Source organism: Trinickia sp., from assembly GCF_051954495.1.
Classification (GTDB): Bacteria; Pseudomonadota; Gammaproteobacteria; order Burkholderiales; family Burkholderiaceae; genus Trinickia.
Genome location: NZ_JBQCHR010000111.1, coordinates 1 through 20,762 on the forward strand (window position 1 = coordinate 1; position 20,762 = coordinate 20,762).

Here is a 20,762-nt window from a genome sequence, read left to right on the forward strand (position 1 = left end):
CGCTTCTTGTTGCGGCGATCGCGGTAGGCGTATTGGCCTGCGCGCATGACCGCTTGCTTCGCGATGCGGTAGACGTTATTGCGACGGCCGCGGTAACCCTTGGCCAGGTTGATGATCTTCTTGTGGCGGGCACGTGCCGTAACCCCACGTTTGACTCGAGGCATGTTTCGCTCCTATGAGTAAAGGTTGAGGGTTAGGCGAAGGGCATCATCGCGCGCACGGAATCCAAATTGGAATCGTGCACAGCGGCGGAACCGCGCAGGTGGCGCTTATTCTTCGTGGTTTTCTTCGTAAGAATGTGGCGCTTGAAGGCTTGACCGCGCTTGACGGTACCGCCCGGACGCACCACGAAGCGCTTTGCAGCGCTCTTCTTGGTCTTCATCTTAGGCATGACGAACTACTCCGTTATTAGATGGCGATGGGTGTGCGGCCGGCCGAAAAGCCCCAGATCCGCCCTTTGAAACCCAGTCCACTTGTCTGCGGCACGGCCGTTTCCGGCCGCCGCGCTTTCAGGACGCGCGCCCGGCATCGCCGGGCACGCCTCCGAAACCTGCTTACATCGATTACCGCTGCAACGCGCACGCCGTCTCGGCCGCTCAACCCCGGCCGATTCGCGACACGCCAATCGGCGAGCCTTGCGGCGCACCTTGCGGCGAACCGAATGTCACTTCTTTTTCTTCGGCGCGAGCACCATGATCATCTGGCGCCCTTCCATCTTCGGCATCTGCTCGACCTGACCGACTTCTTCGAGGTCGGTGCGCAAGCGCTCGAGCATCCGCATGCCGATTTCCTGGTGCGCCATTTCGCGCCCGCGAAAACGCAACGTGATCTTCGTCTTGTCGCCGTCTTCGAGGAAGCGCGTGAGGTTGCGCAGCTTGACGTTGTAATCGCCGTCATCGGTACCCGGGCGGAATTTGACTTCCTTGACCTGGATGACCTTCTGCTTGAGCTTGGCCTCGTGCTGCTTCTTCGCTTCCTGGTATTTGAACTTGCCGTAATCCATCAAACGGCAGACCGGAGGAACCGCCTGCGGGGCGATTTCCACCAGATCGAGGTCCTGCTGTTCCGACATGCGGAAAGCATCAACCAGTTTCACAATGCCGAGCGGTTCGTTGTCGACTCCGACTAGACGCACCTCGGGTGCCGAAATCTCACCGTTGATGCGATGCCCCTTATCAGTAGCGATGTTCCGTTTCCTCTAAAAATTAAAAAAACGAGCCGCGCTGCCGCAGTGGCTACTTGAACGCCTTGATGTCTTGACCCAGGCGTTCAACGAAGGCATCGACAGGCATCACGCCAAGATCGACACCGCCACGGGCACGCACGGCTACCGTTTGTGCTTCACGCTCTTTGTCGCCCACCACAAGGAGGTACGGCACTTTTTCGAGCGTATGCTCGCGTATTTTATAGCTAATTTTCTCGTTGCGCAAATCCAGCTCGATTCTAAGCCCTTGTTTTTGCAACGATTGGGCCACCGACCGCGCGTACTCGGCCTGACTTTCGGCGATATTCATGACGACAACCTGCGTCGGCGCGAGCCACGACGGCATTGCACCGGCATGGTGCTCGATCAGGATGCCCAGGAAACGCTCCATGGAACCGACGATCGCCCGGTGCAGCATGACAGGCCGGCGGCGGCTGTTGTCCTCGGCCACGTACTCCGCGCCGAGCCGCTCGGGCAGCACCATGTCGAGCTGCAGCGTCCCGCATTGCCAGGACCGGCCCAGCGCGTCCTTGATGTGGTACTCGATCTTGGGGCCGTAAAACGCACCCTCCCCTTCGAGTTCTTCCCACTGCAAGCCGCACGCCGTCAGCGCCTGACGCAACCCTTCCTCGGCCCGATCCCAAATTTCGTTCGTTCCGGCCCGCTGCTCGGGGCGCAGCGAGAGCTTGATGTCGATGTTCTCGAAACCGAAGTCGCGGTACACGCTCATCGCGAGCGTGTTGAACTTGATCGACTCCTCGATGAACTGCTCTTCCGTACAGAAGATGTGCGCGTCGTCTTGCACGAAGCCGCGCACGCGCATGAGCCCATGCAGCGCGCCCGATGCCTCGTTGCGGTGGCACGAGCCGAATTCGGCGTAGCGCAGCGGCAAATCGCGATAGGAGCGCAGGCCATGCTTGAACACTTGCACGTGGCCCGGACAGTTCATCGGCTTGATCGCGTAGTCGCGCTTTTCCGACTCCGTCGTGAACATATTCTCGCGATAGTTCTGCCAGTGGCCCGACGCTTCCCAGAGCGAACGGTCCATGATCATCGGCGTCTTGATCTCGAGATAGCCGTCGGCGTTCACGCGCCGGCGCATGTACTGCTCGACTTGCTGCCACAGCGACCAACCCTTCGGATGCCAAAACACCATGCCGGGTGATTCGTCCTGCAGGTGAAAGAGGTCGAGCTGACGGCCGAGCTTGCGGTGATCGCGCTTCTCGGCTTCCTCGAGCATATGCAGATACGCATCCTGCTCTTCCTTCTTCGCCCAAGCCGTACCGTAAATGCGCTGAAGCTGCTCGTTCTTCGAATCGCCGCGCCAATAGGCGCCGGCCACCTTCATCAGCTTGAAGACCTTGAGCTTGCCCGTCGACGGCACATGCGGACCGCGGCACAAATCGGTGAAGCCGCCGTGCGAATAGAGCTTGATTTCGTCGCTGGCGGGAATCGATTCGATGATCTCGGCCTTGTACTTCTCGCCGATGCTCTTGAAGTAAGACACGGCTTCGTCGCGCGAGACGACGCGGCGCGACACCGGCTCGTCCTTCTTGGCGAGTTCCACCATGCGCTTCTCGATCTTCTCGAGATCCTCGGGCGTAAACGGCCGCTGGTAGGCGAAGTCATAGTAGAAGCCGTTGTCGATCACGGGCCCGATCGTGACTTGCGCTTCCGGATACAGATCCTTCACCGCGTAGGCGAGCAAGTGCGCCGCCGAGTGCCGAATGATGTCGAGACCGTCCGCGTCCTTTTCCGTCACGATCGCGAGCGCCGCGTCGCGCTCGATCAGCGTGGACGTATCGACGAGTTCGCCGTCGAGTTTGCCGCCGAGCGCGGCCTTGGCGAGACCCGGACCGATCGAGGCCGCAACTTCGGCCACCGTCACGGGGTGATCGTACTGTCGGGACGAACCGTCGGGCAGGCGTATCGAAACCATTGCGTTCTCTCCGAGATACCGCAAGCGGCATCTAAATCAATCGGTTGGCGGCAACAAACCAAACTGCACGCGCTTGCTGAGTGAATGACCGATAAAAAAAATGCGGCCCCGCTTTCGAGGGGCCGCATTCACTTTCACTTACAAGCAGAATCAACAGGGCGAAAGAGGTCCTCGACTAGCGTCGCTCCGAAAATGTTTCGGTCAACGTTCGCGGTGTCATAACCGTATTCGCCTTGTGCGCTTTCGCGCTTTTGACTGCCGTTGAACACCCGGCGCTAACCGGACATTCGATTTCGTTGGTAGGCTCGATTGGACTCGAACCAACGACCCCCACCATGTCAAGGTGGTGCTCTAACCAGCTGAGCTACGAGCCTGAAGAAGACGAGATTATATGGAGCCTATCTGACCTTGGCAAGCCCTTTTATGCTTCCACATGAAAAAAGTTACGACTTGCGCGCCGCGCGCACGACGCCGCCCACTTCACCGAGCAATGTGCAAGCGCGTTGGACCTGCGATGAGTTCGACACTTCGACTGTGAACTGCATGAACGCCGCATTGCGACGGCTCATTGTCTTCACGCCAACGACGTTCATCTTCTCGCGTGCGAACACTTCGGAGATATCGCGCAGCAGCCCCTGCCGGTCCTGCGCCTCGATCGTAATGTCCACGGGATAGACGGACGCGCCGCGCCCGCCGAGCACGTCGGCAGACCACGCGGTCTGCAACACGCGCTCGGGTGCGCGCGCCGCCATCCGCTCGAAGGTCGCGCAATCGCTGCGGTGGATCGACATGCCCTTGCCGCGCGTCACGAAGCCGCTGATCGGATCGGGCGGAGCCGGACGGCAGCAGCGCGCGAGCTGCGTCAGCAGCGCATCCACACCGACGACGAGCACGCCCGTCGACGCGCCGCGCGCGACGCTCGCGCCGCTGCCGCGCTTTTCGAACTGCTCGGGCGTATCGGGCGCAGGCTCGGCCGGCGCCGTATCGGAAATCGCCTGTTCGATGTTGCGCAGGCTGAACTCTTCCTTGCCGACCACGTTGAACAGATCGTCGGGCGACTTGAAGCCGAGCTTGCTCGCGAGCTGGTCGAGATTGACGGAGGTCTTGCCTTCGCGCTGCAGCGTCTTTTCGACCATCGCGCGGCCGTTCGCGATGTTCTCCTGCAATTCGATCGCATTGAACCACGCGCGCACCTTCTGCCGCGCGCGGTTGCTCTGCAGATAGCCGAGCTGCGCATTGAGCCAATCGCGCGACGGGCCGCCCTCCTTCACCGCGACGATCTCCACGGTTTGCCCGTTTTGCAGCGTCGTGTTGAGCGGCACCATCGCACCGTCGACGCGAGCGCCGCGGCACCGGTGGCCGAGTTCGCTGTGCAAGTGGTACGCGAAATCGACGGGCGTCGCGCCCTGCGGCAACGCGATCACGCGTGCTTGCGGCGTGAGGACGTAAATGTGGTCGTCGTCGAGCGTGGCATGACGCAGCTGTTCCCACGGCTTGGCCATCGCCGGCTCGCCCGCCGGCACATCTTCCGATACGTCTTCCTTCCAAGCGAGCAGTTGCCGCAGCCAGGCGATCTTCTCGTCGTACTTCTCGCTCGCGCTGAATTGGCCGCCATAGCCCCGCGCACCAGCTTCTTTGTAGCGCCAATGGGCGGCGACGCCGTACTCGGCGAAGCGATGCATTTCGTGCGTGCGGATCTGCACTTCGAACGCGCGGCCGTCGTCGCCGATCACCACCGTATGCAGCGACTTGTAGCCGTTCGGCTTCGGCCGGGAAATGTAGTCGTCGAACTCCTTCGGCACCGGCTGCCAAAGGTTGTGCACGATGCCGAGCACCGCGTAGCAATCCTTGATGTCAGGCACGATGACGCGAAACGCGCGGACGTCGTAGAGCTCCGCGAAGTCGAGCGCCTTGCCGCGCATCTTGCGCCAGATGCTGTAGATATGTTTGGGCCGCCCGCTCACTTCCGCCTGGATGTGGGCCGCCGCCAGTTCCTGCTGCAGCCGACCGATCGCCTCGGCCACGTACGATTCGCGCTCGACTCGCTTTTCGTCGAGCAGCTTGGCGATGCGCTTGTAGGTGTCGGGGTCTTCGAAGCGGAACGCCAAATCCTCGAGTTCCCACTTCAATTGCCAAATGCCGAGCCGGTTTGCGAGCGGCGCGTAGATCTCGAGCGTTTCGCGCGCCACGTCGGCCCCGGGCGATAGCTTGGCCGCCGCGTAATAGCGCAGCGTCTGCAGACGCGAGGCGAGCCGAATCAGCACGACGCGGATGTCCTGCGCGAACGCAAGCAGCATCTTGCGGAGCGATTCGATTTGCGCGCGCCGGGCCGCCTGTGCATCGCGACCCGCCTCGGGCGCCGCATTCTGCGCCGCCTTCAGGCTCACCGTGCCGAGCCGCAGCAGCTTGCGCACGTCGCCCACGAGTTGCGCGACTTCCTCGCCGAAGCGCTCGGCGATGATCCGCTCCGGTTCCGCCAGGTGCGGCGTCAGCGCGAAAAGTATCGCCGCCAGCACCGCGGGCGGATCGACGTTGAGCTTGCCGACGATCGAGGCCGTGCCGGCCGCGTGATCGACCAGCAGCTCGCCCGACGATAGGCGCGCCTCGCCGGCGTGTTCGCGCACGAACGCGAGCGCGTCCGCGTAGGACGGCAGCGATGGGGCGCCGGTGGCGACGGTATCGGCGTTCATCGTTCGACTCGTTTGCTGGACTTCAACTGCCGACTGCTCATGCTCGATTCGTGGACGCGCGCTTCGCTCAGCTCCGCTGAGCCGCGACGACGACGATTTCGACGAGACATTCCGGATTGGCCAGCTTGGCTTCGACGGTCGCGCGCGGGGGCGTGTCGCCTTGCGCGACCCACTCGTCCCACACCGCGTTCATCCCGCCAAAATGAATCATGTCCGAGATGTAGATCTGCACCGACAACAGCAGCGATTTGTCGCTGTTCGCCTCAGCGAGCAGGCGGTCGACGTGGCCGAGCACTTCGCGCGTCTGCCCGCCGATGTCCTGCGCCGTATCGTCGGCGATTTGCCCGGCCAAGTAGACCGTACCGTTGTGAATCGCGATTTCGGAAAGACGCTTGCCGACGTGATGACGAATGACTGCCATTTCGATGTTCCTGTTCGATTGAAGGTTGGGCGGGTGGCGCAGACCGCTATTATGACGCGAGCGCGCCGCCGACGAAGAACTGCCGCGCGAGAGCGATCTGCTCGACATTCAAGAAGGCCGGCGCATGGCCCACGCCGGCGATTTCGGCCGACTTCACCGAGCGGCCCCGCTGTACCATCAGCGACACGGTTTCGCGCGACAGTAGATCCGATCGCTCACCGCGCACGACGAGCACCGGCCCTTCGATCGCCGCGAACAACTGCCATAACGCGGCTTCGCCCGCGGCCGCGGCGTCGGGCGTCACCGCGTTGAACGGCACGGCGATCGCCGGATCGTAGCGAAACTCCCAAGCGCCGTCCTCGCGCTGCCGCAAGAGCGGTGCATTGATTTCGGTCCATTCTTCCTCGGTGAGCGGCCCAAAGCTCGTCGCCAAGGCGGCAGCGTGAGCGACACCCTCCTGAACGGTCGCAAATTCCGCCCGCTTGCCGACATAGCCGCCGATCCGCACGAGCGCATCGGGCTCGATGTGCGGTCCAATATCGTTCACGAGCAGCTTGCGCACCGGCGAGCCCGGCAAACCCGCCAGCGTCATGCCGATCAAGCCGCCCATCGAGGTACCGAACCAGTCGACGGTCTCGACGTTTAGCCGGGCGATCAGCGTGACCATGTCGGCCACGTACTGCGCCACGACGTATCGGTTAGGATCGCTTAGCCAATCGGATAGACCGCGCCCGACGACGTCCGGACAAACCACACGGTACGTATCGCTGAGCGCCGCGGCCACGCGATCGAAGTCGCGGCCCGTTCTCGTGAGCCCATGGACGCAAACGAGCACCCGAGGATTGCCAGGGTCGCCCCATTCGGTGTAGGCCATCCGGTGCAGCCCCGTCGGGCTCGCGCATTGCACGTAGCGCTGCGCCGGCGCGGCGCGAGCTTTGGAATCGAGCGAAGCGGCGGAAAGCGGCGTCGTGCTCATCGTATCGTCGTCCTCGGGTCAATGCGGCGCGACGCGCATCGCACACGCGCGTCGCCCATTGCGACCGATTGTAGTCGTTTCGAGACAGAGACAACGACGATCGAACCGGCGAGCGGCCCGCGAATGAAAACGGGCGGCACAGGCCGCCCGTCGATCATGCTGCGCGTCATGCGCGCGACAGGGTTACTGCACGGCGCTCGTATCGAGCGGCGCGCCCGTCTTCGCCTTGATTTCGTCGACAGTCACGCCGGATGCGAGCTCGACGAGCTTCAATCCTGCCTCGGTCACGTCGATCACGCCCAAATCGGTGATGATGCGATCGACCACGCCCACGCCCGTCAGCGGCAGCGCGCACTGCTCGAGAATCTTGTGCTGGTCGCCCTTGGCCACATGCTCCATCAGCACCACCACGCGCTTGACGCCCGCCACCAGATCCATCGCGCCGCCCATGCCCTTGATCATCTTGCCCGGGATCATCCAGTTCGCCAGGTCGCCGTTCTTGCTCACCTGCATCGCGCCGAGAATCGCCAGGTTGATGTGTCCGCCGCGGATCATCGCGAACGAATCGGCCGACGAGAAGATCGACGAGCCCGGCAGCGTCGTGATCGTCTGCTTGCCCGCGTTGATCAGATCGGCGTCGAGCTCCTCTTCCGTCGGCGACGGGCCGATGCCGAGCAAGCCGTTCTCCGACTGCAGCCACACGTCGATGCCCGGCGGCACGTAATTGGCCACCAGCGTGGGCAAACCGATGCCCAAGTTCACGTAGAAGCCGTCCTGCAGCTCTTTCGCCGCGCGCGCGGCCATCTCTTCACGCGTCCAAGCCATGTCAGTCTCCTTTCGCGCGCACGACGCGTTGTTCGATGCGTTTTTCCGGATGCGCATTGAGCACGATGCGCTGCACGAAGATGCCCGGCGTATGGATCGCGTCCGGATCGAGCTCGCCCACTTCCACGATCTCCTCGACCTCGGCCACCGTGATGCGCCCGGCCATTGCACACATCGGGTTGAAGTTGCGCGCGGTGCGCCGGTAGATCAGATTGCCTGCCTTGTCGGCTTTCCAGGCCTTCACGAGCGCCACGTCGGCCGTCAGCGAGCGCTCCAGCACATAGTGGTTCTCGCCGAATTGACGCGTTTCCTTGCCCTCGGAGATGACCGTGCCGAAGCCCGTGGCCGTGAAAAACGCCGGAATGCCCGCGCCGCCCGCGCGCAGCTTCTCGGCCAACGTGCCTTGCGGCGTGAATTCCAGCTCGAGCTCGCCCGAGAGAAACTGCCGCTCGAACTCCTTGTTCTCGCCTACGTACGACGAGATCATCTTCTTGATCTGGCGCGTCTCGAGCAGCAGCCCGAGGCCGAAACCGTCCACGCCCGCGTTGTTGCTGATGCAGGTGATGCCCTTGACGGCCGTATCGCGCAGCGCCGCGATCAGCGCCTCGGGAATGCCGCACAGGCCGAAGCCGCCGACGGCGAACGTCTGGCCGTCCTTGACGATGCCTTCGAGCGCGGCGGACGCGCTTGGATAGACTTTGTTCATCAGTGTGTCCCTTCCGTTATGGAAATCCGAAACCGGATCGGCGCAGCTCGCTTCGAACGAATCGAAGCTCATTTTAGTCGTTAAGCGCGTCCGTACCGGCTAAGGACACGCGACGCCGCGCTCGGTTTAGTGAGCCAAAGGGTACGATGGCAGCCCATTGCGGCACAATACGCAAAAATACATAAGCGAAAGCCCCGGTGCGAACAGGCGTCGGACTGCCGCGAACCATGCCCAAACTCGACTACCAAACCGCCTTCCATCTCGCGCCGATCGGCCTCGTGCTTTCCCGCGACCGAGCGATCGAAGACTGCAACGACGCGGTCGCGGCCATTTTCCGGTGCGACCGCACGGCGCTCATCGGGCGTTCGTTCGAGGTGCTCTACCCGTCCTCGGACGAGTTCGAGCGCATCGGCGAGCGGATCGGCCCCATCATGACGGCCCAAGGCAGCTACGCCGACGATCGGATCATGAAGCGCGCCGATGGCGAGCTGTTCTGGTGCCACGTCACGGGGCGGGCGCTCGAACGGGAAGCGCCGCTGGCGGCCGGCGTCTGGACCTTCGAAGATTTGAGCGCGACGCGACGCGTCGCCGTGGAGTTGACGCCGCGCGAACGCGAAGTGGCGGCTCAACTGGCAACCGGAAAGACGAGCAAGCAGATCGGCCGTGCGCTCGACATCAGCTCGCGCACGGTCGACATCTACCGAGCGCGCCTCATGCGCAAGTACGGCACGGGAAACGCCACCGAACTCATGCAGCGGCTGCTGGGCCACTGACGGGCGCGGCCGGGGCGGCCCGCGGCGCGGGGGCGCCGACTTACGCCGATTGGCGCCGACTCTCGCGTCAATCGGCACGTTCCAGATGGGGATGTTCGAGCCGCGCGCGCAGCGCTTCGGGCAGCGGCACCGAGCGTCCGGCGGCGTAGTCGATCCAGACGCACCGAGCGGCGCCGCGTGCATACAGCGTGCCGGGGTCGTCGGCGCGACGCAACTCGAAGCCCGTATCGAAGCTGCTGCGCCCCGGTTGACCCACCGTCATCCTGCCGACGATGTCGCCCGGGTAATGCAACTGCCGCAGGAACTCCATGGACGCGTTGACGATCACCGGCCCTTGGCCTCGATCGGCACCGCCGACCATGCCGATCGATTCGAACCAGCTGATCCGCACCTGCTCCATGTAGCGGAAGTACACGGTGTTGTTCACATGGCCGAATGCGTCCATGTCGCCCCATCGGATCGGCATCGACATTTCGAATATGGGCCGGTAATCGCCGATCGCCGCTTGCTTCACGGGTTGTGCGTCCTTTGCCGTGCGTGCTTCGTTGACTTCCATTGCTGCTTCCACTTCCACTTCCCCTTCCCTCGCCTCTCTTTGAACCAAAAAACGTGCGCGCTCAGGCCAGACCGAACCCGTCGTCGGCGGCGATGACCGCGCCATTGATGAATTGCGACTCGTCGGCCGCAAGCAGCAGCAATAGCCCGTCCAGATCCTCGGGCTGGCCGACCCGGTGCCGCGGCAGCATGGACAACAGCTTTTGCCCCTGGTCGGTCGTCCAATGGTGATGATTGATTTCCGTATCGATATAGCCGGGCGCAATGGCGTTGACGTTGATGCCATGCCGCCCCCATTCCAGCGCCATCGCGCGCGTCATGTGAACGATGGCGGCCTTGCTCATCGAATACAGGCCGATCTGCGGCAGTACGCGCAACCCCGCCACCGAGGCGATGTTGATGATCCGATAAGCCGGCTTTTGCGCTGCGCCGCCCGAACGCATGATCATGCGCTTGGCGACTTCCTGCGCGACGAAGAAGGCCCCGCGGGTATTGGTATCGAAGACGAATTCGAAATCGGCCGGCGTGACGTCGGTGAGCTTTTGCGTTGTCGACACCCCCGAGTTGTTCACGAGGATGTCGATCGTGCCCGCCTCCGTCTCGGCATGCGCGACCGCCGATTTGATGCTTTGGTAGTCGGTCACGTCCAACGAAACCACATGCGCGGCGCCGCCCGACGCCTCGATTTCGGCGCGCAGTTCCTTCAACCGCTCCACGCGGCGGCTCGCGAGCACGACCTTAGCCCCTGCCTGCGACAGCACTAGCGCAAAGCGCTTGCCGAGCCCGCTCGAGGCGCCCGTGATCAGTGCGACCTTGCCTTCCAGGTTGATCGAACGGCCCATTCTGGTTCCTTTAAGTCGATGAAGTTGTGCGTGAGGCGATCGAGCGCCCGACAGGCGGCCGCAAACCCATGCACCCTAGCGGAATACTCTATCACGCAAATAGAACGATCGTGCTAATCTAGCCGCATGCGGTTGCAGCGGCCCTATCGTTCGCTGACAATACGAACCCGAAAAAAAGCATTCTAATGGCTAAGGAGCCTCAATGACCCCCGAAAGTCTGATCGAGCAATATGGCCCTCGCGAGTCGATGGAGTACGACGTCGTGATCGTGGGCGGCGGTCCCGCCGGGCTGTCCGCCGCTATTCGGCTCAAGCAGCTCGCGCAGGAAAAAGGCGTGGACGTGGGTGTTTGCGTGCTCGAGAAGGGGTCGGAGATCGGCGCGCACATCCTGTCGGGCGCCGTCATGGACCCGCGCGCCATTAGCGAGCTCATTCCCGACTGGAAGGAGAAAGGAGCTCCCTTGAACGTGGAGGTGACGGAAGACCGATTCCTTTTCCTCACCGAAAAAGGCGCTGTCAAGACGCCGAACTGGGCGCTGCCCGATAACTTCAAGAATCACGGCAACTACGTCATCAGCCTGGCCAACGTCACGCGCTGGCTCGGCCAGCAAGCGGAAGCGCTGGGCGTGGAGATCTTCCCGGGCTTTGCCGCCGCTGAAGTGCTCTACCACGACGACGGCTCGGTCAAGGGTGTGGCCACGGGCAACATGGGCATCGGCAAGGACGGCGAGCCCACGGAAAACTTCCAGCTCGGCATGGAGCTGCACGCCAAGTACACGCTGTTCTGCGAAGGCGCGCGCGGGCATCTGGGCCGGCGGCTGAACGAGCAGTTCAAGCTCGATCGGGGCGTCGATCCGCAGGTGTACGGCATCGGCATCAAGGAGCTGTGGGAAATCGATCCGGCCAAGCACCAGCCGGGGCTCGTGATCCACACGGCCGGCTGGCCGCTCGATACGCAGACATACGGCGGCTCGTTCCTCTACCACATCGACAACAACCAGGTGATGGTGGGCTTCGTCGTCGGTCTGGGCTATTCGAATCCGTATCTTTCGCCGTTCGAGGAATTCCAGCGCTACAAGCTGCACCCCGAGATTCGCAAGTTCCTCGAAGGCGGCAAGCGTATCTCGTATGGGGCGCGGGCCATCACGGCCGGCGGGCTGATGTCGCTGCCCAAGCTCGTATTCGCCGGCGGCGCGCTCGTGGGCGATGATGCCGGCTTCTTGAACGCCTCGCGCATCAAGGGCAGCCATGCGGCCATCAAAAGCGGCATGTTGGCGGCCGAAGCGGCGTTCGACGCCGTGCAGGCGGGCCGCCAAAACGATGAACTGACCGCTTACCCGGAATCGTTCAAACAATCGTGGCTGCACGGCGAATTGCATCGCGCGCGCAATTTCAAGCAGTGGATGAGCAAGGGCTTGTACCTGGGCACACTGATGGTCGGCGTCGAGCAGAAACTGCTGGGCGGCAACGTGCCGTGGACGCTACACCATCAGCATCGCGATCACGAGATGCTCAAGCCCGCTTCCCAATGCACGCCGATCGAGTATCCGAAGCCCGACGGCAAGCTCACGTTCGATCGGCTCTCGTCGGTGTTCATCTCGAACACGAATCACGAGGAGAATCAGCCGGCGCATTTGACACTCAAGGATGCATCGGTGCCGGTGAACGTGAATCTGCGGACCTACGCGGGCCCGGAAGCGCGCTTTTGCCCCGCGGCGGTGTACGAGTTCGCCAAGAACGAGGATGGCAGCGACCGGCTCGTCATCAACGCGCAGAATTGCGTGCACTGCAAGACCTGCGACATCAAGGATCCGACGCAGAACATCGTGTGGGTCACGCCCGAAGGCGGCGGCGGGCCCAACTACGGGGCTATGTGAGCCGAAGGGCCGCGCTCAGCGCGGCCCTATCGTTTCAATGCCCCGCCGCGGCGGTCATCCGCCAGGCGCCGTTGCTCAGGGCGCGCTGGCCGCGATCTTCGGCGTGGCGACGTGCACGTCGCCGCATTGCGCGCGATGGCGAAGGGCATGATCGATCAACACGAGTGCGAGCATCGCTTCGGCGATCGGCGTAGCCCGGATGCCGACGCAAGGGTCGTGACGGCCGAACGTCTCGACCACGGCGCTCTGCCCTTGCTTGTCGATCGAGCGGCGCGGCGTGCGGATGCTCGAGGTCGGCTTGATCGCGATCGACACGCGAATGTCCTGACCCGTCGAAATACCGCCGAGTACGCCGCCCGCGTGATTGCCGACAAAACCCTCGGGCGTCAGTTCGTCGCCATGCACGGAGCCGCGCTGCGCGACGCTCGCGAAGCCCGCGCCGATTTCGACGCCTTTCACGGCGTTGATGCCCATCATTGCGTGGGCGATGTCCGCGTCGAGACGATCGAACAACGGCTCGCCCCATCCCACGGGCACTCCACTGGCCACAACGCCGATGCGCGCGCCGATCGAATCGCCGTCTTTGCGCAGCGCGTCCATGTAGGACTCGAGTTCGGGGACGATGTCGGCATTCGGTGCGAAGAACGGATTTTGCGAAACGAGCGACCAATCGACGAACGGGATATCGATTTCCCCCAGCGCGCTCATGTAGCCGCGCACTTGCACGCCGAATTTTTCGCTCAGCCATTTCTTCGCGACGGCGCCGGCCGCGACGGTCGGAGCCGTCAGTCGCGCCGAGGAGCGGCCGCCACCGCGAAAATCGCGCACGCCGTACTTGTGCCAGTAGGTATAGTCGGCGTGGCCGGGACGGAACGTCTCCGAGATGTTGCCGTAATCCTTGCTGCGCTGATCGGTGTTTCGAATCAAAAGCGCGATGGGCGTGCCCGTGGTGACGCCCTCGAACACGCCCGACAGAATTTCGACCTTGTCCTCTTCTTGCCGCTGCGTGACGTGGCGCGATGTACCGGGCTTGCGGCGATCGAGCTCGCCCTGGATGTCGGCCTCCGAAATCGCCATGCCGGGCGGGCAGCCGTCGATCACGCAGCCGATCGCCGGGCCGTGCGATTCGCCGAACGTCGTGACGGTGAAAAGCGTGCCGAGAGTATTGCCGGACATGAACGTGGCCTCGAAAGAAAAAGATGAGCAAGCCGCTATTATGCCCTGCCCCTGGGCGACCGAGGCCTTAGCGCCATCCGAGGGCGGACGAGCGCGCCGTACGAATCACAAGAGGCGACGACGGCTATCCGTTCGACGCCCTTGCCCGCTTTAGCGCCCCAATGGTCATGAAAGCCGCTGTCGCCCTATTTACGCGCCCCGCGCAGATCGGCCACGATGCGCTGCAACGCCTCGGGCGTCGCGGCGCTCGGCTCGAGCGGCTCCGCCACGGCCAGCGTCAGGCGGCTCATGACGCCTTTCTGAAGCGGGCGCGGCCAGCGCGCATCGGAATGACGCGAAAACACGCTGCCCCAAAGCCCGCGCAAAGCCATGGGGATGACCGGCACGGGCGTGCGCTCGACGATCCGCGTGACGCCATGGCGAAACGCGTTGAGTTCGCCGTCGCGGGTGAGCTTGCCTTCGGGAAAAATGCACACGATTTCGCCTTCGGCCAACGCCGCCGCGCAGGCGTCGTAAGCCCGCGCCAGCATGGCCGGATCCTCGTGCGCCGGCGCGATCGGGATCGCCTTTGCATGACGAAACAGCCAGCCCGCGAACGGCGTACGGAAAATACGGCGATCCATGACGAACCGGATCGGCCGCGGGCTTTCGGCCATGATGACCACGGCGTCGACGTAGCTGACATGGTTGCAGACGAGCACGGCGGCGCCTTCTTCGGGAATGCGCTCCGCATGCACGAGCCGAATCCGGTAGAACGTATGGACGAGCAGCCACGCAACGAAACGCAGCAGAAACTCGGGCACGAGCGAATATATGTAGGCCGCGACCACGACATTGAGCAGTGCCGTGACGGCGAAGATGCCCGGAATGCTGACGCCGGCGGAGGTCAACCCGATCGCCATCAACGCCGATACGATCATGAAAAACGCGTTGAGTATGTTGTTCGCGGCGATGATGCGCGCGCGGTGCGTGGGCTGGCTGCGGCTTTGGATCAGCGCATAGAGCGGCACGCTATAAAAACCGCCGAACATGGCGAGCAAGAATAGATCGGCAAGAATGCGCCAGTGACGCGCATGCCCGAGAAATTCGGCGACGCCGATGAGCCGCCCTAGCGGCGGCAGTGCATGACTGGCCCAGAAAAGATCGAGGGCGAATACGCTGATGCCGATCGACCCGAGCGGCACGAGCCCGATTTCGACGCGCCGCTTCGACAGCCTCTCGCACAACAGCGACCCGGTGCCGATCCCGAGTGAAAACGTTGCGAGCAGGACGGTAACGACATCCGGGTTCGCCGACAGCACGTCTTTGGCGTAACTGAAGAACGATGTGAGGAATGTCGCGCCGACGAACCACAGCCACGAAATCCCTAGCAGGCTGAGAAAAACCGTGCGGTTTTCCCGCGCCAGCGCCAAATTCCGCCACGTTTCGGTGACGGGATTCCAGTTGATGCGCAGCCCGGGTTGCGGAGCGGGCGAAACCGGCACGAAGCGCGAAGTCGAACGCCCGGCGAGCGCCACGGCGAGACACATGCCGGCCAGCATCCACGCACCGTGCTCGGGAGCGGCCGCAGCCGCACCGCCGATGATCGTGCCGATGAGAATGGCGACGAACGTGCCCATCTCGACAAGGCCGTTGCCCCCGACGAGCTCGCGATCGTCCAGGTGCTGCGGCAGATAGGCGTACTTGACCGGCCCGAACAACGTCGAGTGCACGCCCATGAGGAACGTGCATAGGTATAGCAGCGGCGCATGATGCGTCACGAACCCGGCGCCGCCGATCAGCATGACGACGATCTCGAATGTCTTGACGAACCGAGTGAGCGTCGCTTTATCGTATTTGTCGGCAATCTGGCCTGAGGTGGCCGAGAAAAGGACGAATGGCAGAATGAAGATGGCCGAAATCAGGAACGCGGCCGTCTTCGCGTCGACGCCAGAAAAGCGCGCCGTCTGGTAGGTCACAAGCGAACTGAACCCAACCTTGAAAACGTTATCGTTCAGCGCGCCGAGAAATTGCGTCCAAAAGAACGGAGCGAACCGCCGCTCGCGAAAAAGCGTGAACTGGGAAGGGTGTTCCCGTGAGGCGCGGCGTGGCGTGGCAGCGGCGGGCAGCGGACGGTCGCTCATGCGCCATGCGTATCGCGCGCCTGACCGTCCTCGGGCCAATCGCGGATGTAAGCCTTCAGCATGCGGTTCTCGAAGCTTTGCTCTTCGACGACGGCCTTGGCCACGTCGTAGAAGGAAATAACGCCCATCAGCGTGCGGTTTTCCATGACCGGCAGATAACGGACATGGTGCTCGAGCATCATGCGGCGCACTTCGTTCACGTCGGTTTCGGGCGTGCAGGTGATCGGATGATCGTCCATGACCTTGCGAATCGTGGCCGAGCCGACGGTGCCGTCGTTTTGCTTGAGCGTGAGAATGATCTCGCGAAAAGTGAGCATGCCGACGAGATCGCCGAACTCCATGACGACGAGCGAGCCGATGTCGTGCTCGGCCATCGTGTTGACCGCCTGGCTCAGCGGCGTATCGGGCGTGACGGTGAACAACGTGTTGCCCTTGACCTTCAGGATGTCGCTGACTCGCATGGCTCGCTCCGGTAAAGCTTGAATGGATCGGTCGATCCTAGCGGAAAGACTTGCAAAAGGAAAGCGAAGCGCCCCGCAATCAGAACAAGTTACAGGGGGCCGGACAGCCGCCCCGGGCCGCCGCCGGTGTTACGATGGCCGCCACCGAAACCCTTGCCGGGCGCCCGCCCGGACGACGTCATGTCCGCCAACCGCTTCGATACGCTCGCGCTGCATGCCGGCGCGGCCCCCGACCCCGCGACCGGCGCCCGCGCCACGCCGATCTATCAGAGCACGGCCTTCGTTTTCCGCGACGCCGACCACGCCGCCGCTCTATTCAATATGGAGCGCGCCGGCCACGTCTACTCGCGCATCTCGAATCCGACCGTCGCCGTATTCGAGGAGCGCGTCGCCGCGCTCGAGAACGGCGTCGGCGCGATCGGCACGGCCAGCGGCCAGGCGGCGCTGCACTTGGCGATCGCCACGCTGATGGGCGCCGGCTCGCACGTTGTCGCGTCCAGCGCCCTTTACGGGGGTTCCCACAATCTGCTGCACTACACGCTGCGCCGCTTCGGCATCGAAACGACGTTCGTGAAACCCGGCGACCCGGACGCTTGGCGCACGGCGGTGCGCCCCAACACTCGGCTGCTGTTCGGCGAAACGCTCGGCAATCCCAATCTAGACGTGCTCGACATCGAAACGCTGGCCGGCATCGCTCACGAGCACTCGGTTCCGCTGCTCGTCGACTCGACGTTCACGACGCCATTCCTCGTCAAGCCGTTCGAGCACGGCGCGGATTTCGTCTATCACTCGGCCACGAAATTCCTCGGGGGCCACGGCACGACGATCGGCGGCGTGCTGGTGGACGGGGGAACGTTCGATTTCGTCGCATCCGGCCGCTTTCCGGAGTTCACCGAGCCGTACGACGGCTTTCACGGCATGGTGTTCGCCGAGGAAAGCACCGTTGCGCCCTTTCTGCTGCGCGCCCGCCGGGAGGGGCTGCGCGACTTCGGCGCTTGCCTGCACCCGCAGGCGGCCTGGCAACTGCTGCAGGGCATCGAAACGCTGCCGCTGCGAATGGAGCGGCACATTGCAAACACGCGCAAGATCGTCGAATTCCTCGCCGCCCAGCCGGGCGTCGAATCGGTCGCGTATCCGGAACTCGAATCGCATCCCGATTACGCGTTGGCCAAGCGCTTGCTGCCGCGCGGCGCCGGCGCCGTCGTCAGTTTCAACCTGCGCGGCGATCGTGCGGCCGGCCGCCGCTTCATCGAAACGCTGACGCTGTTCTCGCACCTTGCCAACGTCGGCGACGCACGCTCGCTCGTCATTCACCCAGCCTCGACCACGCACTTTCGTATGGACGCCGCGGCGCTGGCGGCGGCCGGCATCGCGGAGGGCACGATTCGTCTGTCGATCGGTCTCGAGGATCCCGACGATCTGATCGACGACCTCAAGCGCGCCCTCAAGGCCGCAACCAAGCCGGCCGGCGCGCCCTCGAAGAAGGAGTCCGCATGATCCTGACCGTCCAAGGCAAGTCCGCGTACGCCTATACGGGCGGCAAACGCTTCGACCCGGCACAGCCGACCGTCGTATTCGTGCACGGCGCGCAGCACGACCATAGCGTCTGGGGCCTTCAGAGCCGCTACGTCGCGCATCACGGCTTCAACGTGCTGGCCGTCGATCTGCCCGGCCATTGCCGCAGCGACGGGCCGGCAAAAACGACCGTGGAAGCGCTGGCCGATTGGCTTGCCGCCCTTCTCGACGCGGCGGGAATAACGGCGGCGCTCGTCGTCGGGCACAGCATGGGTTCGCTCGTGGCGCTCGATTTTGCAAGCCGGCATCCCGCGCGCGCGCTCGGCGCGGCCCTCGTAGCGACGGCTGTGCCGATGGCGGTTTCCGACGCGCTGCTCGACGCGGCGCTGAACCGCGAACCGGAAGCGATCGACCTCGTGAACCGCTGGTCGCATTCGACGATCGCCGCCAAGCCGTCAAGCCCAGGACCGGGCTTTTGGCTGCACGGCATTAACCAGCGGCTCATGGAGCGCGTATCGGCGCGCGGCGAACCGAATTTGTTTCACACGGATTTCGCCGCCTGCAACGGCTACGTCGCGGGGCTAGAGCGCGCCGCGCAAGTGCGCTGCGCGGTGCGCCTCGTGCTGGGCGCGAAGGACATGATGACGCCCCCGCGCGCCACGCGAACGCTAGTCGCCGCCCTTGAGGCCGCGGGTGCGCCGGTGGATGTCGTCACGCTGGAAGCCGGTCATGCGCTGATGTCCGAGCAGCCCGACGCCACGCTCGATGCCCTATTTGCGTTCGCTCGCGCCGCCACCGCAGCGCAACGAGCGTGACGTCACAGTGGGCCGAACAGCCAGGTTGCGCCTTCCGGGCGATCGCCGGACAATGGCCGTAACGGTCGGAGCGATTTCGTTCGGACCGGCGCCGGAGCCGCCGCGCCGCTTCGCGCGGCGGGCTCGGCGCCCGCTCAGTACAAGGGAGGAAGCGATGGCTCACAGCGCTCATTCGGCCCATTTCTCGAGCTTCGCCGAGTACTATCCGTTCTATCTCGGCGAGCATCGCAATGCGATCTGCCGCCGCCTGCACTTCGTCGGGTCGCTCGGCGTCATCGGCTGCTTGGCGATGGCCGTCGCGACGGGCGGCTGGCTCTGGCTTCCGGCGGCCGTCGTCTGCGGCTACGGATTCGCGTGGGTCGGCCACTTTTTCTTCGAAAAGAACCGCCCCGCCACCTTCCGGCATCCCGTCTACAGCCTGATGGGCGATTGGGTGATGTTCAAGGACATCTGCATCGGGAAGATCGCGCTGTAGCGCCGCCGACGATAGGTCCTCTAGCGTCCGGCCAAAATCGGTCCGCGCATTGCTAGGCCGCCGGATGCGGCCACGGCGAGCGCGCCGCGCTGCCGCTGGCGCCGGGCGCGCCGCGCACCGCGCGCGCCGCCACCAGTGTCGCGAGCGACAATTCCAGCTTGGGGTTGTGCAGCGCATCGAGCAGCAGCGCCGTATCGACGCGCGTCGAGTCGAGGCGCAGCTGATACTCGAGTTCGGCCCGATCGATAATGAACATATCGAAGAGCCGCCCAACCGTCACCTGCGCCGGATTCGCGATCAGCACATACCGCTGTGCGGTGTCGTCGGCCAGCCGGGTCACCCACTCGCGCCGGCTAAGCTTGCCGAGCAGCCGTGTGACGGTATCGAGGTCGCAGCGCAGCAGGCGCGAGAGTTCGACGATGGTCAGCCCCGGCTTGCCCGCCTCGCGCCCTTCGTCCAGGCGCACGAGCAATTCCAACGCATCGAGCAGGTCGCTGCCCGCGTAGTGCCGCCTATGAAACTGTCCCAGACGAATCGCCGGCAGCGCCGAAACGATCGTCGCGCCCGCGAGGGTAATGAACCAGCAGAGATAGACCCACAACAGAAACAACGGCACGAGCGCGAATGCGCCGTACACGGCCGTGTACGTCGGCATGCGGCGCACGTAATAGCCGAAGCCGCGCTTGGCCAGTTCGAACGCGACGGCCGCGATTAGCCCGCCCACGACCGCATCGCGCCATGCCACCGAGCAGTTCGGCAGATAAACGTACAGCAGCGCGAACGCGAGCGCTGTCAGCGGCAGCGCCGCGCCCGTCAACGCCCATTCGAGCACCGACGGCACGGGCCCGTTCGAGAGCAGACTGGATTGCGCGAAGAGATACGACGAAATCGATAAGCTCACGCCAATCAATAACGGGCCAAGCGTGATGATCGCCCAGTACACGAGCACGCGCTGAGCGAACGGGCGCGGCTTGGCCACGCGCCAAATGACATTGAAGGCCGATTCGACCGTCATCATCGTCATGACGGACGTCACGAACAACACGATCATGCCCGCCGTCGTCAGCCCCTTGGCTTTCGATGCGAACTGATTCAGATACTTGAAAATCTGGTTGTTGATCTGATCGGGCATGAAGTGCTGCGCCAGAAACATCTGCAGCGACGCTTGGAATTTGGCGAAGATCGGAAAGGCCGTGAACAGGGCAAACGCCACGGTCGCGAGCGGCACGATCGCGAGCATCGTCGTAAACGTCAGGCTGCCCGCCACTTGGGCGATGCGATCTTCCCCGCTGCGCTTCGCGGCGAAGCGCGCCAGACGTTTGAGCGTGTCCAGTTCGGAACTGAGCGTCCGCAAGAATCGTTCTCCTTTTCGTTCGATGGCGGCAGCCGG

General features: G+C 63.6%; 20 protein-coding genes and 1 tRNA gene. 5 read left to right on the top strand and 16 right to left on the bottom strand.

Annotation, left to right across the window (positions count from 1 at the left end; translation table 11 throughout):
* From ACTHNR_RS14760 to ACTHNR_RS14805, 10 genes are all read right to left on the bottom strand, one after another.
* Nucleotides 1-164: 50S ribosomal protein L20 (locus ACTHNR_RS14760; RefSeq protein ID WP_440548451.1), on the bottom strand; the 164-nt coding region annotated here is incomplete at its 3' end.
* Between the two features lie 29 nt (nucleotides 165-193).
* Entirely contained in the window at nucleotides 194-391 is a 198-nt protein-coding gene (gene rpmI, locus ACTHNR_RS14765; protein ID WP_440544007.1) for a 50S ribosomal protein L35, read from the bottom strand.
* 273 nt (nucleotides 392-664) lie between these two features.
* On the bottom strand, nucleotides 665-1,186 hold the full coding sequence (gene infC, locus ACTHNR_RS14770) for a translation initiation factor IF-3 (protein ID WP_440548452.1): 522 nt from the start codon (nucleotides 1,184-1,186) through the stop codon (nucleotides 665-667).
* 49 nt (nucleotides 1,187-1,235) lie between these two features.
* Nucleotides 1,236-3,143, bottom strand: coding sequence for a threonine--tRNA ligase (thrS, locus tag ACTHNR_RS14775; RefSeq protein WP_440548401.1), 1,908 nt, complete (start codon nucleotides 3,141-3,143; stop codon nucleotides 1,236-1,238).
* 297 nt (nucleotides 3,144-3,440) lie between these two features.
* Nucleotides 3,441-3,517: transfer RNA gene (locus ACTHNR_RS14780), tRNA-Val, on the bottom strand.
* A 69-nt stretch (nucleotides 3,518-3,586) separates the two neighbouring features.
* Nucleotides 3,587-5,833, bottom strand: a complete 2,247-nt coding sequence (locus ACTHNR_RS14785) for a RelA/SpoT family protein (RefSeq protein WP_440548402.1) — start codon at nucleotides 5,831-5,833, stop codon at nucleotides 3,587-3,589.
* A gap of 67 nt (nucleotides 5,834-5,900) precedes the next feature.
* Nucleotides 5,901-6,254 (bottom strand): RidA family protein, encoded by a 354-nt coding sequence (locus ACTHNR_RS14790; RefSeq protein WP_440548403.1) that lies wholly within the window; start codon nucleotides 6,252-6,254, stop codon nucleotides 5,901-5,903.
* 49 nt (nucleotides 6,255-6,303) lie between these two features.
* A complete protein-coding gene (locus tag ACTHNR_RS14795; RefSeq protein WP_440548404.1) occupies nucleotides 6,304-7,230 on the bottom strand; it encodes an alpha/beta fold hydrolase in 927 nt (308 codons plus the stop codon).
* Nucleotides 7,231-7,413: 183 nt separating this feature from the next.
* Nucleotides 7,414-8,055 carry a CoA transferase subunit B gene (locus tag ACTHNR_RS14800; RefSeq protein ID WP_440548405.1) on the bottom strand — a complete coding sequence of 214 codons (642 nt, stop codon included), beginning with the start codon at nucleotides 8,053-8,055 and terminating at the stop codon, nucleotides 7,414-7,416.
* 1 nt (nucleotide 8,056) lies between these two features.
* Nucleotides 8,057-8,761, bottom strand: a complete 705-nt coding sequence (locus tag ACTHNR_RS14805; RefSeq protein WP_440548406.1) for a CoA transferase subunit A — start codon at nucleotides 8,759-8,761, stop codon at nucleotides 8,057-8,059.
* A gap of 227 nt (nucleotides 8,762-8,988) precedes the next feature.
* Between ACTHNR_RS14805 and ACTHNR_RS14810 the strand changes: the two genes are divergently transcribed.
* Nucleotides 8,989-9,534 (top strand): LuxR C-terminal-related transcriptional regulator, encoded by a 546-nt coding sequence (locus tag ACTHNR_RS14810; protein WP_440548407.1) that lies wholly within the window; start codon nucleotides 8,989-8,991, stop codon nucleotides 9,532-9,534.
* Nucleotides 9,535-9,601: 67 nt separating this feature from the next.
* Here the strand turns inward: ACTHNR_RS14810 and ACTHNR_RS14815 are convergent, their stop codons facing one another.
* Both ACTHNR_RS14815 and ACTHNR_RS14820 read right to left on the bottom strand, forming a co-directional pair.
* Nucleotides 9,602-10,006 (bottom strand): acyl-CoA thioesterase, encoded by a 405-nt coding sequence (locus ACTHNR_RS14815; RefSeq protein WP_440548453.1) that lies wholly within the window; start codon nucleotides 10,004-10,006, stop codon nucleotides 9,602-9,604.
* Nucleotides 10,007-10,151: 145 nt separating this feature from the next.
* Entirely contained in the window at nucleotides 10,152-10,931 is a 780-nt protein-coding gene (locus ACTHNR_RS14820) for an SDR family oxidoreductase (RefSeq protein ID WP_440548408.1), read from the bottom strand.
* Between the two features lie 202 nt (nucleotides 10,932-11,133).
* Between ACTHNR_RS14820 and ACTHNR_RS14825 the strand changes: the two genes are divergently transcribed.
* Nucleotides 11,134-12,807, top strand: coding sequence for an electron transfer flavoprotein-ubiquinone oxidoreductase (locus tag ACTHNR_RS14825; RefSeq protein WP_440548409.1), 1,674 nt, complete (start codon nucleotides 11,134-11,136; stop codon nucleotides 12,805-12,807).
* 75 nt (nucleotides 12,808-12,882) lie between these two features.
* Here the strand turns inward: ACTHNR_RS14825 and aroC are convergent, their stop codons facing one another.
* The 3 genes from aroC to ACTHNR_RS14840 all read right to left on the bottom strand — a co-directional run bounded on the left by aroC (nucleotide 12,883) and on the right by ACTHNR_RS14840 (nucleotide 16,567).
* Nucleotides 12,883-13,983, bottom strand: coding sequence for a chorismate synthase (gene aroC, locus ACTHNR_RS14830; protein WP_440548410.1), 1,101 nt, complete (start codon nucleotides 13,981-13,983; stop codon nucleotides 12,883-12,885).
* Nucleotides 13,984-14,168: 185 nt separating this feature from the next.
* Nucleotides 14,169-16,106 (bottom strand): MFS transporter, encoded by a 1,938-nt coding sequence (locus tag ACTHNR_RS14835; RefSeq protein WP_440548411.1) that lies wholly within the window; start codon nucleotides 16,104-16,106, stop codon nucleotides 14,169-14,171.
* Nucleotides 16,103-16,567: a CBS domain-containing protein gene (locus ACTHNR_RS14840; RefSeq protein WP_440548412.1), complete on the bottom strand. Its 465-nt coding sequence runs from the start codon at nucleotides 16,565-16,567 to the stop codon at nucleotides 16,103-16,105. Before ACTHNR_RS14840 ends, ACTHNR_RS14835 begins: the two co-directional genes overlap by 4 nt.
* A gap of 180 nt (nucleotides 16,568-16,747) precedes the next feature.
* Between ACTHNR_RS14840 and ACTHNR_RS14845 the strand changes: the two genes are divergently transcribed.
* The 3 genes from ACTHNR_RS14845 to ACTHNR_RS14855 all read left to right on the top strand — a co-directional run bounded on the left by ACTHNR_RS14845 (nucleotide 16,748) and on the right by ACTHNR_RS14855 (nucleotide 19,372).
* The gene (locus ACTHNR_RS14845; protein ID WP_440548413.1) at nucleotides 16,748-18,064 is read left to right on the top strand and encodes an O-acetylhomoserine aminocarboxypropyltransferase; all 1,317 of its coding nucleotides are present in this window, start codon (nucleotides 16,748-16,750) and stop codon (nucleotides 18,062-18,064) included.
* Complete coding sequence (locus ACTHNR_RS14850) at nucleotides 18,061-18,897, top strand: alpha/beta fold hydrolase (protein ID WP_440548414.1); 837 nt, start codon at nucleotides 18,061-18,063, stop codon at nucleotides 18,895-18,897. The genes ACTHNR_RS14845 and ACTHNR_RS14850 overlap by 4 nt, the downstream gene beginning before the upstream one ends.
* Nucleotides 18,898-19,051: 154 nt before the next feature.
* Nucleotides 19,052-19,372: an Mpo1-like protein gene (locus ACTHNR_RS14855; RefSeq protein ID WP_440548415.1), complete on the top strand. Its 321-nt coding sequence runs from the start codon at nucleotides 19,052-19,054 to the stop codon at nucleotides 19,370-19,372.
* Between the two features lie 52 nt (nucleotides 19,373-19,424).
* Here the strand turns inward: ACTHNR_RS14855 and ACTHNR_RS14860 are convergent, their stop codons facing one another.
* Nucleotides 19,425-20,726, bottom strand: coding sequence for a YihY family inner membrane protein (locus ACTHNR_RS14860; protein ID WP_440548416.1), 1,302 nt, complete (start codon nucleotides 20,724-20,726; stop codon nucleotides 19,425-19,427).
* Nucleotides 20,727-20,762 lie beyond the last annotated feature (36 nt).

Coding starts and splice junctions, on each gene's coding strand:
- ACTHNR_RS14850 (WP_440548414.1), top strand. CDS start 18,061: ATGATCCTGACCGTCCAAGGCAAGTCCGCGTACGCCTATACGGGCGGC.
- ACTHNR_RS14815 (WP_440548453.1), bottom strand. CDS start 10,006: ATGTCGATGCCGATCCGATGGGGCGACATGGACGCATTCGGCCATGTG.
- ACTHNR_RS14805 (WP_440548406.1), bottom strand. CDS start 8,761: ATGAACAAAGTCTATCCAAGCGCGTCCGCCGCGCTCGAAGGCATCGTC.
- ACTHNR_RS14825 (WP_440548409.1), top strand. CDS start 11,134: ATGACCCCCGAAAGTCTGATCGAGCAATATGGCCCTCGCGAGTCGATG.
- ACTHNR_RS14855 (WP_440548415.1), top strand. CDS start 19,052: ATGGCTCACAGCGCTCATTCGGCCCATTTCTCGAGCTTCGCCGAGTAC.
- rpmI (WP_440544007.1), bottom strand. CDS start 391: ATGCCTAAGATGAAGACCAAGAAGAGCGCTGCAAAGCGCTTCGTGGTG.
- aroC (WP_440548410.1), bottom strand. CDS start 13,983: ATGTCCGGCAATACTCTCGGCACGCTTTTCACCGTCACGACGTTCGGC.
- ACTHNR_RS14845 (WP_440548413.1), top strand. CDS start 16,748: ATGTCCGCCAACCGCTTCGATACGCTCGCGCTGCATGCCGGCGCGGCC.
- ACTHNR_RS14790 (WP_440548403.1), bottom strand. CDS start 6,254: ATGGCAGTCATTCGTCATCACGTCGGCAAGCGTCTTTCCGAAATCGCG.
- ACTHNR_RS14785 (WP_440548402.1), bottom strand. CDS start 5,833: ATGAACGCCGATACCGTCGCCACCGGCGCCCCATCGCTGCCGTCCTAC.
- ACTHNR_RS14795 (WP_440548404.1), bottom strand. CDS start 7,230: ATGAGCACGACGCCGCTTTCCGCCGCTTCGCTCGATTCCAAAGCTCGC.
- ACTHNR_RS14820 (WP_440548408.1), bottom strand. CDS start 10,931: ATGGGCCGTTCGATCAACCTGGAAGGCAAGGTCGCACTGATCACGGGC.
- thrS (WP_440548401.1), bottom strand. CDS start 3,143: ATGGTTTCGATACGCCTGCCCGACGGTTCGTCCCGACAGTACGATCAC.
- ACTHNR_RS14835 (WP_440548411.1), bottom strand. CDS start 16,106: ATGAGCGACCGTCCGCTGCCCGCCGCTGCCACGCCACGCCGCGCCTCA.
- ACTHNR_RS14800 (WP_440548405.1), bottom strand. CDS start 8,055: ATGGCTTGGACGCGTGAAGAGATGGCCGCGCGCGCGGCGAAAGAGCTG.
- ACTHNR_RS14810 (WP_440548407.1), top strand. CDS start 8,989: ATGCCCAAACTCGACTACCAAACCGCCTTCCATCTCGCGCCGATCGGC.
- ACTHNR_RS14840 (WP_440548412.1), bottom strand. CDS start 16,567: ATGCGAGTCAGCGACATCCTGAAGGTCAAGGGCAACACGTTGTTCACC.